Genomic DNA, 17,335 nt, shown 5'->3' on the forward strand with positions numbered 1-17,335 from the left:
ATGGGCATTCTTGAACTCAAGGGCGTGTCGAAGGGCTACGGCGACCATGCCGTGCTCAAGCGGTTGGATCTGTCCGTCGCGGAGGGAGAGTTTCTGGCGGTGCTGGGCTTCTCTGGCACCGGCAAGACGACGCTGATCAACCTTCTGGCCGGACTGGAATTGCCCGACGCGGGGGAGGTTCTTTTCCAGGGCGCGGCCGTTACCGGGCCGGGACCGGAGCGCGGGCTGGTCTTCCAGTCCTACGCGCTGATGCCCTGGCTAACGGTCGCGGGGAACATCGCGCTGGCGGTGGATGCGGTGTCCAAGGGGTCGAAGGCCGACCGTGCGGCGCTGGTGGCGAAGTATATCGGGATGGTCGAGCTGGCTCATGCGGCGGACCGGCGACCGGCGGAACTGTCGGGCGGGATGCGGCAGCGGGTTGCCGTGGCGCGGGCGCTGGCGATGCAGCCCAAAGTGTTGTTGATGGACGAGCCCCTCTCCGCGCTGGACGCGCTGACGCGGGCGAATGTGGCATCCGAGATCGAGGCGATCTGGGCGGCCGAAAAGCGCACCGTTGTGCTGGTCACCAACGACGTGGACGAGGCCTTGGTGCTGGCCGACCGCATCCTGTGTCTGAACCCGGACGGGACCTTGGGGGCCGCCTTCACGGTCGACCTGCCCCGGCCGCGTGACCGTTCGGCGATGAATGACGATCCGGTGTTCAAATCGCTTCGGGCGGATGTCACGGCCTACCTGATGGACGTCGGCATCAAGGGCAAGGTCGAGGGATCGCGTCTTCTGCCCACCGTCATCCCTCGCCACGCCCTGCCGCGCGCCTATGCGCAGGCGGCGAAAAGCTTCACCGACGACCGCTATCTGCAGTTCTCGCAACTCCACAAGGTCTATGCCACGCCGAAGGGTCCATTGACCGTGGTCAAGGACTTCAACCTGACCCTGAAGAAGGGCGAGTTCGTCTCCCTCATCGGCCATTCCGGCTGCGGCAAGTCCACTGTCCTGACGATGGCGGCGGGGCTGAACGAGATCTCCAAAGGCGCAATCAAGCTGGACGGTTTGCACGTCGAAGGGGCCGATCCGGAGCGGGCCGTGGTGTTTCAATCGCCCAGCCTGTTCCCCTGGCTGACGGCGCGCGAGAACGTGGCGATCGGCGTGGACCGGGTCTACCCGAAGGCGACGCAGGCCGAGCGGCAGGACGTGGTGGAATACTACCTGGAGCGGGTGGGGTTGGCCGATGCGATGCACAAGCCCGCGGCGGAGCTGTCGAACGGGATGAAGCAGCGGGTCGGCATCGCGCGGGCCTTTGCCCTGTCGCCGAAGCTTCTGCTGCTGGATGAACCCTTCGGGATGCTGGACAGCCTGACGCGCTGGGAGTTGCAGGAAGTGCTGATGGAGGTGTGGTCGCGGACCCAGGTCACCGCGATCTGCGTGACGCATGACGTGGACGAGGCGATCCTTCTGGCCGACCGGGTGGTGATGATGACCAACGGACCTGAGGCCACCATCGGCAAGATCACCGAGGTCAAACTGCCCCGCCCCCGAACCCGCCGGGCTTTGCTGGATCACGCCGATTACTGGCACTACCGGGCGGAGGTTCTGGGCTTCCTGGAGGAATACGAGCACGGCGTGAAGAAGAAGGACGCAGCATGATGCGGTTGGTTGTCATCGGGGCCGGAATGGCCAGCGGCCGGATGCTGGAGCAGTTGTTCGAGGCGGGGTTTGCCGGGGAGGTCACCCTGTTCAACGGCGAGCCACGGGGGAACTACAACCGACTGATGCTGTCGCCAGTGCTGTCGGGCGAAAAGACCTACGCTCAGATCGTGACGCATGACGACGCCTGGTATGCCGCGCATGGGGTGGAGTGCCGGTTCGGCGAACATGTGACGAAGATTGACCGGGAGCGGAAGGTTGTGGTCTCCAAGCGCGGCGAGACACCCTATGACGCGCTGGTCATCGCGACGGGGTCGGCTCCGTTCATCATTCCGGTGGCGGGGAAGGAGTTGCCGGGGGTCTGCACCTACCGCGACCTGGAAGACACGAATGCGATGATTGCCGCCTCACGCCCCGGGGCCAAGGCGGTGGTGATCGGCGGCGGGTTGCTGGGACTGGAGGCGGCTGCCGGGATGGCCGCGCGGGGGGCGGAGGTGACGGTCATTCACCTGATGGGTCACCTGATGGAACGGCAGCTTGATCCCTCGGCCGGGTATCTGCTGCAGAAGGATCTGGAGCGGCGGGGGATACGCATCCACTGCACGGGCGCGACGAAGGCGATCCTGGGCGCGGAGCGGGTTGAGGCGGTGCTGTTGGAGGATGCCACCGTCTACCCTGCCGATTTGGTCTGCATGGCCGTGGGTATCCGGCCCGAGGTGCGGCTGGCGACCGACGCGCATCTGGAAATCGGGCGCGGGGTGGTGGTGGACGACCAGATGCGGACATCGGACCCGGCGATCTTTGCGCTGGGGGAGTGTGTGGAGCACAACAAGCAGCTGTTTGGTCTGGTGGCTCCGCTTTACGATCAGGCCAAGGTGCTGGCGGCGACGCTGATGGGTACGGAGGCCGCGTTCAGGCCAGTGCAGACGGCGACGAAGCTGAAGGTGACGGGCGTCGACCTCTTCAGCGCGGGCGATTTTGCCGATGCGCCGGGACGTGAGGACATCGTGTTCCGCGATCCGGGGCGGGGGGTCTACAAGCGGCTGGTGCTGGAGGGCGACCAGCTGATCGGCGCGGTGATGTATGGCGACACAGGGGATGGGTCCTGGTTCTTCGACAAGATCAAGTCGGGAGAGGATGTAAGCGGCGCCCGCGAGACGTTGATCTTTGGCCCGGCCTTCCAGGGGGGTGCCCAAGCGGACCCTCTGGCAGCCGTTGCAGCCTTGCCGCCTGAGGCGGAAATCTGTGGCTGCAACGGCGTCTGCAAGGGCAAGATCACGGCCGCCGTGGCCGCTGGCGCGGTGACCTTGGACGCGGTGCGCGTCGAGACCAAGGCCAGCGCCTCGTGCGGGACCTGCACCGGGCTGGTGGAGAAGGTGATGGCGCTGACGCTGGGCGACAGCTTCACCGCCAACGCCAACCCACCGATGTGCAAATGCACCGACCACACGCATGAAGACGTGCGGAGGATGATCAAAGCGCAGGGGCTGAAGTCCATTCCAGCGGTGATGCAGGAGTTGGGGTGGAAGACGGTGGGGGGTTGTGCAAGCTGCCGTCCGGCGCTGAACTACTACCTGATCTCGGACTGGCCGCTGGAGTACCGGGACGACCGGCAGTCGCGCTTCGTCAACGAAAGGAACCACGCCAACATCCAGAAGGACGGAACCTATTCCGTCGTGCCGCGGATGTGGGGCGGGGTCACGACCTCGGCCGAGTTGCGGGCGATTGCCGATGCGGCCGACCGCTATGCCGTTCCGATGATCAAGGTGACGGGTGGGCAAAGGATCGACCTTTTGGGCGTGAAGAAGCATGACCTGCCCGCGATCTGGGCCGACCTGAACGACGCCGGGATGGTCAGCGGCCACGCCTATGCCAAAGGGCTGCGGACGGTAAAGACCTGCGTGGGGACAGAGTTCTGCCGCTTTGGCACGCAGGATTCGACGGGTCTGGGGATCAAGCTGGAAAAGCTGCTCTGGGGGTCCTGGACGCCTGCAAAGGTGAAGCTGGCGGTCAGTGGCTGCCCCCGGAACTGCGCCGAGGCGACGTGCAAGGATATCGGCGTCGTCTGCGTGGACAGCGGCTACCAGATCAGCGTCGCAGGGGCCGCGGGGATGGATGTGAAGGAGACGGAGCTTCTGTGCACCGTCGCGACCGAGGAAGAGGCGATGGAGGTCATCTCGGCCTTCGTCCAGCTTTACCGCGAGAACGCGCGCTACCTGCACCGGATCTACAAATGGGTGGCGAAGGTCGGCCTTGACTGGTGCAAGGCGCAGATCGCCGACCCCGCCAATCGCCGGGCGCTGCATGACCGCTTCATCCTGTCGCAACGTATCTACCAGACCGATCCTTGGGCCGAACTGGCGGAACGTCCCGCCGACTGGGCCCCGATTGCCGACCTGACCCTGAGGGCCGCCGAATGACCGCAATGATCGACATTGCCGCGCTGGACGACATTCCCCGCCAAGGCGCGCGGGTGGTGAAGACGGAGGCCGGATGCGTTGCGGTGTTCCGCACGGCGGACGATCAGGTCTTTGCGCTTGACGACCGCTGTCCGCACAAGGGCGGGCCCTTGTCCGAGGGGATCGTGCACGGAACATCCGTCACTTGCCCTCTGCATAACTGGGTTTTCGACCTTGCGACCGGGATAGCAAAGGGTGCCGATGAGGGGCAGGTCCGGACCTATCCGGCGCGCATGGAAAACGGGCGGGTGCTGCTGGACGTGTCTTTCCTTCAACGTCGGTCGGCGGCATGAACATCCCCAACCCCCTGCCCTCCCCCAACGGGGAGCGGGGAGACGTCCGCTCCACCTGCCCTTATTGCGGCGTGGGATGCGGCGTGATCCTGACACGGGATGGAAAGGGCGGTCTTTCGGTGAAGGGCGATCCGGAGCATCCGGCGAACTTCGGGCGGCTCTGTTCCAAGGGGGCCGCTTTGGGAGATACGGTGGGGCTGGAGGGGCGGCTGCTGAGCCCGCGTGTCTTCGGGCAGGAGGTCGGGTGGGATGCAGCCCTTGGCGTCGTCGCCAAACGGTTCGCCCGGACGATTGCGGAACACGGGCCGGACTCGGTGGCGCTTTACGTCTCGGGACAGATGCTGACCGAGGACTACTACGTCGCCAACAAGCTGGCGAAAGGCTTCTGGGGCACGGCCAACATCGACACGAACTCGCGACTTTGCATGGCCTCCAGCGTGGCGGGCCACCGGAGGGCCTTCGGGACGGACACGGTGCCGGGGCAATACGATGACCTGGAGCTTGCGGACCTGGTGGTGCTGGTGGGGTCGAACCTTGCATGGTGCCACCCCGTTCTTCATCAGCGTCTGCTGGCGGCCAAGGCGGCGCGGCCGGAGATGAAGGTCGTCGTCGTCGACCCGCGCCGCACGGCGACCTGCGAGAGTGCGGACCTGCACCTCGCGATTGCTCCGGGCGGGGATGTGGCGCTGTTCAATGCGCTTCTTGCCGGGATCGAGGCGAAAGGCTGCGCCGATCCGGCCTTCATGGCTCGGATCACCGGAGCCGAGGCGGCCTTCGCTGCTGCCCGGGCGACCGATCCTGCCGGGGCGGGGCTTGCAGAAAGCGACCTGCGCGCGTTCATCGACCTCTGGTGCAGGACCGAGAAGGTCGTCACCGTCTACAGCCAGGGGGTGAACCAGTCTTCACACGGGACGGACAAGGTGAACGCGATCCTGAATTGCCACCTTGCCACGGGCCGGATCGGGCGGCCGGGGATGGGGCCGTTCAGCGTCACGGGCCAGCCCAATGCGATGGGGGGCCGCGAGGTTGGCGGGCTGGCCAACATGCTGGCCTGCCATATGGAGATCGAGAATCCGCTTCACCGCGCCGCTGTGCAAGAGTTCTGGAACGCGCCCCGCATGGCCGAGAAACCCGGCCTGAAGGCCGTGGACATGTTCCGCGCCGTGGCGGATGGCCGGATCAGGGCGATCTGGATCATCCACACCAACCCGGTCGTGTCGATGCCCGAGGCCGACCTGGTGGCAAAGGCGCTGCAAGCCTGTCCCTTCGTCGTGGTGCAGGACATCACCGCCGCGACCGATACGGCCCGTCTGGCGCATGTCCTGCTCCCCGCGACCGCCTGGGCCGAGAAATCGGGCACCGTGACCAATTCCGAACGCCGAATCAGCCGCCAGCGGACGGCCCTGCCGGCACCCGGACAGGCGCGCGACGACTGGCGCATCCTGGCAGAGGTCGCACAGCGGATGGGCTGGGTCGCAAGCTTTGCCTGGGACACGCCCGCAGAGGTTTTTGCCGAACATGCAGCCCTTTCCGGAGTAGCAGGCGACTTCGGCCTGGATTTCGACATCTCGAACCATGCGTCGATCAGTACCGACGGATATGACAAGCTTGCCCCCTTCACCTGGCCCGCGAACGCCCGGCAGTCGGGGGGGCGGTTCTTTGCGGACGGGGGGTTCCACACCCCGGACGGCAAGGCGCGGATGATCGCCGTCCAGCCTCCGGTTTTGGTCGCGGATGGGCTGCCGTTCCGCCTGAACACCGGCCGGATCCGGGACCAGTGGCACAGCATGACCCGGACGGCGAAAAGTCCGCGCCTGTCGGCGCATCTGGCCGAGCCATTCCTGGAACTTCATCCATCGGATGCCAACAGTCTGGGGCTACGGACGGCCGACCTGGCCGAAGTGAGAAATGCGCTGGGCCAAGCAATTCTGCGCGTGCTGGTGACCGACCGGGTAGCCCCGCAGCAACCCTTCGCGTCGATCCACTGGACGGCAGAGACCGCTCCGACCGGACGGATCGATGTCTTGGTCGCGGCCAACCCTGATCCCATTTCCGGGCAGCCTGACAGCAAGGCAAGCCGCGTCTCTATCAGCAAGTTCGCCGCGCGCTGGTATGGCTTTGCCGTGTCGACCACGACGCTCCGACCGGACTGCACCTACTGGGCGGTGGCAAGGGCCGCGGGCGGCTGGCGTGCCGAGTTGGCCGGTGCCGAAGCCCCGGCAGACTGGGAGACCTTCGCCCGCTCACTTTTCGGGGTGACGGATGCCCCGGTTGTCTCGGTCGCGGACCCGGCACGCGGGATTGCCCGTCTGGCCTTTCACCGTGACGGTCGACTGGTTGCTGCCCTGTTCGTCGGGCCTGCACCGATCGCCGTGGCCCGAGATGCGCTTGCTGCCCGGCTGGTCGATGGTGACCTCAATGACATTCTGGCAGGGCGAGCCCGGGGCGACGTGCCCGATCCGGGCCCGACGGTCTGTGCCTGCCTTGGGGTTGGACGCAACACCATCTGCTCCGCCATCGAAGGCGGCAGGGCGACGACGGTTGCGGCCCTGGGCGATGTCTTGGGAGCAGGAACCTCCTGCGGGTCATGCCGTCCCGAGTTGGCCGCCCTGATCGGACAGTTCAGGCTTCGGGAGGCGGCGGAATAAGGGCCGGGCGTGGTCGCCGTCCGCTGAACACCTGAAGGTCAGCAGCGCGCTTTTGCCGCAAGGTTCGGTCTGCCGCTGGCCCGCCCTGTCCTTCGATCCGGCCATTCTCAATCATCTGGCAGCGGACCCACGGCAAAGCGTGAGTTCCTGAACGCTACCGAGCGACCAGGAAAAAAGAAAAAGCCCTGCAATCATTTAAGATTGCTGGGCTTCTGGTAGGTAGTGGTGCCCAGAAGAGGACTCGAACCTCCACGCCTTGCAGCGCTGGTACCTGAAACCAGTGCGTCTACCAATTCCGCCATCTGGGCACTGATGGGCGATGTAACGGCCCGGTTTGGCAGAGTCAACGGCCCCTTCAGCAAATTTCTTGGCCGTGCTTTGGCCTTGCCCGTCCGGGGCGGCGCGGCTATTCATCGGCCCAGTTTCCGGTGCCTTTCAGGTGCCCGTGAGGGAGTGCGCGCATGAGCAAGCTGGTCACCATCATCGGCGGTTCGGGCTTTGTTGGCCGCTACATCGCGCGCCGGCTGGCGAAAGACGGTTGGCGGGTTCGCGTGGCCGTCCGTCGCCCGAACGAGGCGCTGTTCGTCCGGCCCTATGGCGTGCCCGGACAGGTCGAGCCGGTGGCCTGCAACATCCGTGATGACGCCTCGGTCCGGGCGGTGATCCGGGGTGCAGATGCGGTGGTGAACTGCGTGGGCGTGCTGAACAGTGTCGGCGCGAACACCTTCGATGCGGTCCAGGCACAGGGCGCGGGCCGGGTGGCGCGGATTGCGGCGGAACTGGGTGTCGAACGTCTGGTCCAAATCTCGGCAATCGGCGCGGACGCCCAATCGGACAGCAGCTATGCCCGCAGCAAGGCCGAGGGCGAGGCCGCCGTGCTGAACGCTTTCCCGACGGCGGTGATCCTGCGCCCGTCGATCATCTTCGGGACCGAGGACCAGTTCTTCAACCGCTTCGCCGCGATGTCGCGGATGGGTCCGATCCTGCCGGTCGTCGGGGGCGATACCCGTTTCCAGCCGGTCTACGTCGATGACGTCGCGCAGGCCGCGGTCAAGGCGATCAATGGCGAGGCGGCTGCGGGCGTCTACGAGCTTGGCGGCCCGGAAGTCGACACCTTCCGCGGATTGATGGGGCGGATGCTCAAGGTGATCCAGCGCCGCCGTGCCGTCGTCACCGTTCCCTTCTTCGTCGCCCGGATGATGGGTTTCGGCTTTGACATGGCGCAGGCGGTGACGCTGGGTCTGATCGAGAACAAGATGATCACCCGCGATCAGGTGCGAAACCTTGCCCGCGACAACGTGGTCTCTCCCACGGCCCGCGGCTTTGCCGAGCTTGGCATTACCCCCACGGCGATGGAGGGCGTTCTGCCCGAATACCTGTGGCGCTATCGCCCGTCGGGCCAGTACGCGGCGATCAAGGATTCGGCCAAAAATCTCAAGAAAGTCTAAGGCGTGGACAACACGCTGACTGCAGCCTTCCTGGGTCTCCTGGAAGGCCTGACCGAGTTCCTGCCGGTGTCTTCGACGGGTCACCTGCTTCTGGCCGGACATTTCCTGGGCTTTCATTCCGCGGGCCACACCTTCGAGGTGGTGATCCAGCTGGGCGCGATCCTGGCGCTGTTTTCGGTCTACGCGACGCTGATCCTGCGCCTGGTGCTGCGTGCGCGTCATGAAGATGCGGCCCGGCGCTCGCTCACTTCGCTGTTTCTGGCGTTTCTGCCCGCCGTCGTGATCGGTGTCCTGGCGCATGGATTTGTGAAATCAGTGCTGTTCGAGACCCCGATTCTGATTGCCGTCGTGCTGATTCTGGGCGGGTTGGTCCTTTTGGTGATCGACCGCATCGCGCCGCCGGCTGTGCACCAAGACGCATTGGCCCTGCCATTCAGGAAGTCGCTGGCCATCGGGTTCTGCCAGACCCTCGCGCTCGTCCCGGGCGTCTCGCGGTCAGGGGCGACCATCGTCGGGGCCCTGTTGATGGGGGTCGAGAAGCGGGCTGCGGCGGAGTTTTCGTTCCTCCTCAGCCTGCCGACAATGGGCGCGGCGGTTGTCTATGATCTGTACCAGAACCGTGATGTCCTGGACTTTGCCGCCGTCTGGGACATCGCCATCGGCTTCGCGGTCGCCTTTGTTACCGCGGCAGTGGTGGTCCGCTGGGTGCTGAACTTCATCGGCAAGCATGGCTATGCGCTGTTCGGCTGGTGGCGAATCATTGTGGGATCCGTCGCTTTGACCGCGCTTTTGCTGGGTTACTAGCCGAGTTCGGAAACCATGCTGACCTAATTTCCCATAAAAACGGCAGAGCCGATGTCTTATCCGGTCAAAAACCGATAAATAGGTAAGCACTACTGACTTTTCATGTTGGCAGAAGGGTTGTATCCCGTCGGTCCCGGAAGAACTCTCAAGGGACGCTAGGTCATGGCCACGCAGAAGATGCTCAAATTCGTCACCGTCGGGAAAGAGATGCCCGAGAAACGGGACGCATCCTCGCGCGCGCAGGATTTCCACGAGATTTACCGGGAGTACGCGGACCGCAAGGCCGCCGAGCAGGCCAGTCGGTGCAGCCAGTGCGGCGTACCCTATTGCCAGTCGCATTGCCCGCTGCACAACAACATCCCGGACTGGCTGAAGCTGACCGCCGAGGGCCGTTTGCAAGAGGCCTATGAGCTTAGCCAGGCCACCAACACCTTCCCGGAGATTTGCGGCCGCATCTGCCCGCAGGATCGCCTTTGTGAAGGCAACTGCGTGATCGAGCAGTCGGGGCATGGCACGGTGACCATCGGGTCCGTCGAGAAGTACATCACCGACACGGCTTGGGAAGAGGGCTGGGTCAAGCCGATCCGCCCCTACGCCGAACGCACGGAATCCGTGGGCATCATCGGCGCCGGGCCGGGGGGTCTTGCGGCGGCCGACATGCTGCGGCGGCAGGGCGTGCAGGTCACGATCTATGACCGCTACGACCGTTCGGGCGGGCTGATGACCTATGGCATCCCCGGCTTCAAGCTGGAGAAGGACGTGGTCGAACGCCGCAATGCGCAGTTGGCGGACGGAGGCGTGAGCTTCGTCCTGAACTGCAACGTGGGCCAGGACATCACCTTTGACGCGATCCGGGGCCAGCACGATGCAGTGCTGATCGCCACGGGCGTCTACAAGGCCCGGGATATCGAGGCTCCGGGTGTGGGCGCGCGCGGTATCGTGAAGGCGCTGGACTACCTGACGGTGTCGAACAAGCAGGGCTTTGGCGACGACGTGCCGGAGTATGAGAGCGGTGAGCTGAACGCCAACGGCAAGCGCGTGGTGGTGATCGGCGGTGGCGATACCGCGATGGACTGCGTGCGCACCGCGATCCGGCAGGGCGCCCTGTCGGTGAAGTGCCTCTATCGCCGCGACCGGGCGAACATGCCGGGGTCGCAGCGCGAAGTGCAGAACGCCGAGGAAGAAGGCGTCGAGTTCGTCTGGCTTTCCGCACCGAAGGGATTCACCGGCGGCACGGAAGTCGACGGCGTGATGGTGCAGAAGATGCGTTTGGGCGCCCCGGACGCGACAGGCCGCCAGACGCCGGAGATCATCGAAGGGGCGGACTATGTCGAACCCGCCGACCTGGTGATCCAGGCGCTGGGCTTCGAGCCGGAGGACCTGCCGGTGCTCTGGGGTGTTCCGGAACTGAAAGTGACCCGCTGGGGCACGATCAAGGCCGATTTCCGGACCCATGAGACCAGCCTGCCGGGCGTCTATGCGGCGGGCGACATCGTGCGCGGCGCGTCATTGGTCGTCTGGGCGATCCGCGACGGGCGCGAGGCGGCCGAAGCGATCCTGGGCTATCTGGCCCAGACCGGAGCACTGGCGGCAGAGTAGGCTACAACCCGTCTACATCGCGTATGCATCCCGTGCATACGCGCGCCGGGTGCAGAGAAAGTTAAACGTCAGGACACGTGACCTGACTCCAGTGGTGAAACGGCGATGCGGAAGTTTCTGATCCTTGCCTGCCTGACCACCCCGGCCGCCCCCGCGCTGGCCGGTACCTGGGATGCACCCGAGGGCTGCGAGGGATTTCTGACCGTGCAGTCCAAGCAATGCCGCGTCTCGCACTTCTACCGCTGCGCCGCCGATCTGCCGGGCGACCAGTGGCGGGTGGATCTGGATCAGGAAGGGCCGTTCTTCTATTCGAAGATCGACGTCGAGGGTCAGTGGCTGGAAAGCTATGACCCGGTGAAGCAGGTGCTGGACCCCAACCCCGCGGACCCGGCCAGCATGTCCGAGTTGATCGGCGAAGGTGTGGACACCTGGAGTTTCAGCCTGTCGAAAGACGACGGCACCGGCAGCCGGGCCGAGGGCTATGACCGGCTGACCGGGACATCCGTCCTGATCGACGGGATCACGCTGCAACAGACCGAGGTCGATTTCACCGAATACGACCTGTCCGGCACCGTCCTGCGCCGGTCGCGCGGCAGCGAATACATCCACTCCGAGTGGCGTCTGTTCTTCGCGGGTCCGGGCGAGACCGACTTGGGTGACGGGCAGTGGCTGCCGATCGACGGCTCGCCGGTGCAGTTCGTGTTTCCCGGGGAAGAGGGGTTCCTGTCCAGCCAGCCGATGTTCGATTGCGACGCGCTGACGGCCTCGCTTCCCGTCTGGAGGGTGCGCCATGAACCTTGAGCGGGAAGGTGGCTGTCTCTGCGGGGCGGTGAGGTTTCAGGCCGTGCTGACGGGCACGAACTTTGGTGTTTGCCACTGTCCGATGTGTCGCAAGTGGACGGGGTCGGCGCTGCTGGGGATCACCGTTCCGGACGCGAATGTCGCGTGGACGGGGCTTGAGCATGTGGCAAAACGCCAGTCCTCACCCTGGGGCGAGCGGGCCTGGTGCGCCGACTGCGGCTCGGCCCTGTGGTTTCGGGTGACGGTGGACGGACCCTATGCGGGGAACGTGGAGCTGCCGATCGGCACGTTCGACGATGCGAACGGACTGACCATGACGAACGAGATCTACATCGACCACAAGCCCGACAGCTATGCCTTCGCGGGCGAGGGTCGGAACGTTTTGACGCGAGCGCAGTGCGTGGAGAAATTCCCGCTTCTGGCCAGTGAATAGGTCGATCATGCGCAAAGCGAACGTCTTACTGACCGGGTCCAGACTGACTTTGCTGCGGGCAAACGTGGTGACTGCCGCTTTTGTCGTTGGGATGGCCTGTGCGTGTCCGGCTGTCGCGAAAGACGTCGTTGGGTTGGCTGTGGAAGTGACTTATCTTGCGGCTCCGACGGACTGGTGCCCTGCTGACGCCGGCGTGCCGATGACCGTCAAGATGGATGGCCCCGATATCATCCGGGGGCCGAGTGAGGTTCCCAGAAAAGTCTTGGAGAGGCGCGGTGGTAGCCTGAGAATCATTCATACCGCCGAGAACACCGCTTCGTTCAATCGCTCCGATGCCTTTGCAGGACCGAACGCCGAGGTAATTGGCCGGTTCTCGGCCGAATTCCAGGCCTGTTTCAGCGCGATTGAGGCAAGCCTTGCGACAGGGGCCTGGAGCTTGACCGGACCAGATGGCCGGGAAATTGCAACGGGTGTTCTAGAGAATGAAGCGCTTGGCTTCTCGCTTTCTCTCCCTTTCTTTCAACCCGTTAGCGGACCCGTGACAGCCTACTACGCGCAGTTTGGTGAGCAGCTGCTTTTCACGTCGAGCAAACCGGACCCCAAGACCTCCCAGACATTCCTGGCCGAGCCAGACAAGGAGTAACGCCATGACGAACTATGATGCCGCCTGGGTGAAGGCCGAAGAGGAAAAGCGCGCCTGGTTGGATGCGAATGGTCTCTACAAGACCGAGGACGAGCATTCGTCCTGCGGTGTGGGGCTGGTCGTTTCCATCAGTGGGAAGCCCAGCCGCAAGGTCGTGGAGAACGGGATCAACGCTCTGAAGGCGGTCTGGCACCGGGGCGCGGTGGATGCGGATGGCAAGACCGGCGACGGGGCGGGCATCCATGTGCAGATCCCGGTCAAGTTCTTCTACGACCAGGTGCGGCGCACGGGGCATGAGCCGGATGTGGGCAAGCTGATCGCCGTGGGGCAGGTGTTCCTGCCCCGGACGGACTTTGGCGCTCAGGAGCGTTGCCGGACCATCGTAGAGACCGAGGTCCTGCGGATGGGGCATTACATCTATGGTTGGCGGCATGTGCCGGTGGATGTCTCGGTGCTGGGCGACAAGGCCAACGCGACGCGGCCCGAAATCGAGCAGATCCTGATCCGTTGCGAGAAGGACATCGACCAGGACCACTTCGAGCGCGAGCTTTACGTCATCCGGCGGCGGATCGAGAAGGCGGCGACGGCTGCGGGCATCCAGGGGATGTACCTGTGTTCGCTGTCTTGCCGGTCGATCATCTACAAGGGGATGATGCTGGCCGAGCAGGTCGCGACCTTCTACCCGGATTTGATGGACGAGCGGTTCGAAAGCGCCTTCGCGATCTACCACCAGCGGTACAGCACGAACACCTTCCCGCAGTGGTGGCTGGCGCAGCCGTTCCGGATGCTGGCCCACAACGGCGAGATCAACACGCTGAAGGGCAACGTCAACTGGATGAAGTCCCACGAAATCCGGATGGCGTCGAACAACTTTGGCGAGGCGGCAGAGGACATCAAGCCGATCATTCCGGGGGGGACTTCGGACAGTGGCGCGCTGGATGCGGTGTTCGAGGTGCTGGTGCGGTCGGGGCGGTCGGCGCCGATGGCCAAGACGATGCTGGTGCCCGAGGCTTGGTCGAAGCAGACGGTGAACATGCCCAAGGCCTGGGCCGACATGTATTCCTATTGCAACTCGGTCATCGAACCCTGGGATGGTCCGGCGGCTTTGGCGATGACCGATGGCCGCTGGGTCTGCGGCGGGCTTGACCGCAACGGTCTGCGGCCGATGCGCTACGTGGTGACGGGCGACGGGATGCTGATCGCGGGGTCGGAGGCTGGCATGGTTCCGGTCGATGAATCCACTATCCGCGAGAAGGGCGCCTTGGGGCCGGGGCAGATGATTGCCGTCGATATGGTGGAGGGCAAGCTTTACCACGACGTCGAGATGAAGGACAAACTTGCCGCGGCCCAGCCGTATGGCGAGTGGGTTGGCAAGATCGTCGACCTGAACGCGCTGCTGAAGGATATCCCCGAGACGCAAAGCTTTACCGGCGGCGACCTGCGCAAGCGGCAGATCGCAGCGGGGTTCACCATCGAGGAGCTGGAGCAGGTTCTGGCCCCGATGGCCGAGGACGGGAAAGAGATGGTCGCCTCGATGGGCGACGATACTCCTCCGGCGGTGCTGTCGTCGGTCTACCGGCCGCTGTCGCACTATTTCCGGCAGAACTTCAGCCAGGTGACGAACCCGCCCATCGACTCGCTTCGCGAAGGCCGGGTGATGTCGCTGAAAACGCGGTTCGGCAACCTGCGGAACGTGCTGGACGAGAACAACTCCCAGACCGAAATCCTTGTGCTGGAAAGCCCCTTCGTCGCGAACCGCGAGTTCGAGGTGATGGTGGAGCGGTTCGGGGATCAGGTGGCGTTCATCGACTGCACCTTCCCGGTGGGCGAGGGGCTGGATGACTTGCGTGTCGGGCTGGAGCGCATCCGCGCCGAGGCCGAGGACGCCGTGCGGTCCGGTGCCGGGCAACTGGTGCTGACGGACGAACATCAGGGGCCGGTGAAGGTCGGGATGCCGATGATTTTGGCGACCTCGGCGGTGCATTCCTGGCTGACGCGCAAGGGGCTGCGGACGTTCTGTTCGATCAACGTGCGGTCGGCGGAGTGCATCGACCCGCATTACTTTGCCGTGCTGATCGGCTCGGGCGCGACAACGGTGAACCCCTATCTGGCGCAGGATTCGATTGCGGACCGGATCGACCGCGGGCTGCTGGACGGCTCGTTGACCGATGCGATGCGGCGGTATCGGGATGCCATCGACGCGGGTCTTCTGAAGATCATGTCGAAGATGGGGATTTCGGTGATCTCCAGCTATCGCGGCGGGTTGAACTTCGAGGCGGTGGGTCTGAGCCGCGCCATGGTGGCCGAATACTTCCCCGGCATGCAGTCGCGCATCTCGGGCATCGGCCTGACCGGCGTCGAGCAGAAGCTGGAAGAGGTCCACAAGCGCGGCTGGCTGGGTGGGGCGGATGTGCTGCCCATCGGCGGCTTCTACAAGGCGCGGCGGTCGGGCGAGAAGCACGCCTGGGAAGCGCAGACGATGCACATGCTGCAGTCGGCCTGTGACCGGGCGAGTTATGACATGTGGAAGCAGTATTCGGCCGCGATGCGGTCGAACCCGCCGATCCATCTGCGGGACTTGCTGGACATCAAAACGCTGGGCAAGCCGGTGCCGATTGAAGAGGTGGAAAGCATCACCTCGATCCGCAAGCGGTTTGTGACGCCGGGGATGTCCTTGGGCGCTCTCAGCCCCGAGGCGCACAAGACGCTGAACGTGGCGATGAACCGGATCGGGGCGAAGTCGGACAGTGGCGAGGGCGGCGAGGACCCGGCGCATTTCGTGCCGGAGCCGAACGGGGACAACCCGTCCGCCAAGATCAAGCAGGTCGCGTCCGGGCGCTTTGGCGTGACGGCGGAGTATCTGAACGCCTGCGAGGAGTTGGAGATCAAGGTCGCCCAGGGCGCCAAGCCCGGTGAGGGCGGCCAGCTGCCGGGGATGAAGGTCACGGCGCTGATCGCTCGGCTGCGGCATTCGACGCCGGGGGTGACGCTGATCAGCCCGCCGCCGCACCACGATATCTATTCGATCGAGGATTTGGCGCAGCTGATCTACGACCTCAAGCAGATCAACCCGCGCGCCAAGGTGACGGTGAAGCTGGTGTCGTCGTCGGGTGTCGGGACCATCGCGGCGGGTGTGGCGAAGGCCAAGGCCGACGTGATCCTGATCAGTGGCCACAACGGGGGCACGGGGGCGTCGCCTGCGACCAGCATCAAGTACGCGGGCCTACCGTGGGAGATGGGTCTGACCGAGGCGCATCAGGTTCTGGCGATGAACAACCTGCGGGAGCGGGTGACATTGCGCACCGATGGGGGGCTGCGGACCGGGCGCGACATCGTCATGGCGGCGATGATGGGGGCCGAGGAATACGGCATCGGCACCGCCGCGCTGATCGCGATGGGCTGCATTATGGTGCGCCAGTGCCAGTCGAACACCTGCCCGGTGGGGGTCTGCACGCAGAACGAGGCGCTGCGGGCCAAGTTCACCGGCAGCGCGGACAAGGTGGTGAACCTGATCACCTTCTACGCGCAGGAAGTGCGGGAGATTTTGGCGTCGATTGGTGCGCGGTCGATGGATGAGATCATCGGGCGGGCGGACCTCCTGACGCAAGTCAGCCGTGGGGCCGCGAACCTGGATGACCTTGACCTGAACCCGATGCTGATCAGCGTCGATGGCGCGCGGGCGATCACCTATGACCGCACGAAGCCGCGCAATGCGGTGCCGGACACACTGGACGCCGAGATCATCAAGGACGGCCACCGGTTCTTCGAGGACGGCGAGAAGATGCAGCTGTCTTACGCGGTGCGGAACACGCTGCGGACCATCGGGACGCGGGCGTCGAGCCATATCGTCAAGAAGTTCGGGATGCGGAACGCGTTGCAGCCCGACCATCTGACGGTGAAGCTGACCGGCTCTTGCGGGCAGTCGCTCGGGGCGTTCTCGGTGAGGGGTCTCAAGCTGGAAGTGCAGGGCGATGCCAACGACTATGTCGGCAAGGGCCTGTCGGGCGGCACGATCACGGTGCGGCCGTTGATGTCCTCGCCGCTGAAGGCCGAGGAGAACACGATCATCGGGAACACCGTTCTGTATGGTGCGACCGACGGATTCCTGTTCGCCAGCGGTCGGGCGGGGGAACGCTTCGCGGTGCGGAACTCGGGCGCTTCGGTGGTCGTGGAAGGCTGCGGGTCGAATGGGTGTGAGTACATGACCGGCGGCGTTGCGGTGATCCTTGGACGGATCGGCGCGAACTTCGGGGCGGGGATGACGGGCGGGATGGCCTATGTCTACGATCCCGAGGGTGTGGCCGAGGACTTCATGAACCTGGAGTCGATCCTGACTTGTGCGGTGGAGCATCCGCATTGGGAGATGCAGCTGAAGGGCCTGATCGGCCGGCATCTGGAGGAAACGGGTAGCCGGGTCGCCGAGCGTATCCTGAGCAATTGGGACCGCGAGCGGCTGAACTTCCTGCAGGTCTGCCCGAAGGAGATGCTGGACCGGCTGCCCTATCCGCTGTCGGACGAGGTGGCGAAGGTTCCGGCGGAGTAACCCGAAGACAGGACGGCCCG

At 64.8% G+C, this 17,335-nt stretch carries 11 protein-coding genes and 1 tRNA gene; 11 read left to right on the forward strand and 1 reads right to left on the reverse strand.

Features of this window, described 5'->3' with window-relative positions:
- From Q0C42_RS15780 to Q0C42_RS15795, 4 genes are read left to right on the forward strand one after another with little or no spacing between them, the layout of a single operon-like run.
- Positions 1-1,644, forward strand: a complete 1,644-nt coding sequence (locus Q0C42_RS15780; protein WP_295077949.1) for a nitrate ABC transporter ATP-binding protein — start codon at positions 1-3, stop codon at positions 1,642-1,644.
- A complete protein-coding gene (gene nirB, locus Q0C42_RS15785; protein WP_295077952.1) occupies positions 1,641-4,064 on the forward strand; it encodes a nitrite reductase large subunit NirB in 2,424 nt (807 codons plus the stop codon). Before Q0C42_RS15780 ends, nirB begins: the two co-directional genes overlap by 4 nt.
- Entirely contained in the window at positions 4,061-4,396 is a 336-nt protein-coding gene (nirD, locus tag Q0C42_RS15790) for a nitrite reductase small subunit NirD (protein WP_295077955.1), read from the forward strand. Before nirB ends, nirD begins: the two co-directional genes overlap by 4 nt.
- Positions 4,393-7,044 (forward strand): nitrate reductase, encoded by a 2,652-nt coding sequence (locus Q0C42_RS15795; protein WP_295077958.1) that lies wholly within the window; start codon positions 4,393-4,395, stop codon positions 7,042-7,044. The genes nirD and Q0C42_RS15795 overlap by 4 nt, the downstream gene beginning before the upstream one ends.
- A 223-nt stretch (positions 7,045-7,267) precedes the next feature.
- On the opposite strand, the gene Q0C42_RS15800 is transcribed toward Q0C42_RS15795, so the two are convergent.
- A tRNA-Leu gene (locus tag Q0C42_RS15800) sits at positions 7,268-7,352 on the reverse strand.
- Positions 7,353-7,505: 153 nt separating this feature from the next.
- On the opposite strand from Q0C42_RS15800, the gene Q0C42_RS15805 reads away from it, so the two are divergent.
- From Q0C42_RS15805 to gltB, 7 genes are all read left to right on the forward strand, one after another.
- Complete coding sequence (locus Q0C42_RS15805) at positions 7,506-8,492, forward strand: complex I NDUFA9 subunit family protein (protein ID WP_295077961.1); 987 nt, start codon at positions 7,506-7,508, stop codon at positions 8,490-8,492.
- Between the two features lie 3 nt (positions 8,493-8,495).
- Positions 8,496-9,296: an undecaprenyl-diphosphate phosphatase gene (locus Q0C42_RS15810; RefSeq protein ID WP_295077964.1), complete on the forward strand. Its 801-nt coding sequence runs from the start codon at positions 8,496-8,498 to the stop codon at positions 9,294-9,296.
- 162 nt (positions 9,297-9,458) lie between these two features.
- On the forward strand, positions 9,459-10,895 hold the full coding sequence (locus Q0C42_RS15815; RefSeq protein ID WP_295077967.1) for an NAD(P)-dependent oxidoreductase: 1,437 nt from the start codon (positions 9,459-9,461) through the stop codon (positions 10,893-10,895).
- Between the two features lie 105 nt (positions 10,896-11,000).
- The gene (locus Q0C42_RS15820) at positions 11,001-11,696 is read left to right on the forward strand and encodes a hypothetical protein (RefSeq protein ID WP_295077969.1); all 696 of its coding nucleotides are present in this window, start codon (positions 11,001-11,003) and stop codon (positions 11,694-11,696) included.
- Positions 11,686-12,129, forward strand: a complete 444-nt coding sequence (locus Q0C42_RS15825; protein WP_295077972.1) for a GFA family protein — start codon at positions 11,686-11,688, stop codon at positions 12,127-12,129. The genes Q0C42_RS15820 and Q0C42_RS15825 overlap by 11 nt, the downstream gene beginning before the upstream one ends.
- A 7-nt stretch (positions 12,130-12,136) precedes the next feature.
- Entirely contained in the window at positions 12,137-12,772 is a 636-nt protein-coding gene (locus Q0C42_RS15830) for a hypothetical protein (protein WP_295077975.1), read from the forward strand.
- A gap of 4 nt (positions 12,773-12,776) precedes the next feature.
- On the forward strand, positions 12,777-17,315 hold the full coding sequence (gltB, locus tag Q0C42_RS15835) for a glutamate synthase large subunit (protein WP_295077978.1): 4,539 nt from the start codon (positions 12,777-12,779) through the stop codon (positions 17,313-17,315).
- Positions 17,316-17,335: the final 20 nt, after the last annotated feature.

The organism is Tabrizicola sp., from assembly GCF_022842145.1.
Taxonomy (GTDB): Bacteria; Pseudomonadota; Alphaproteobacteria; order Rhodobacterales; family Rhodobacteraceae; genus Tabrizicola.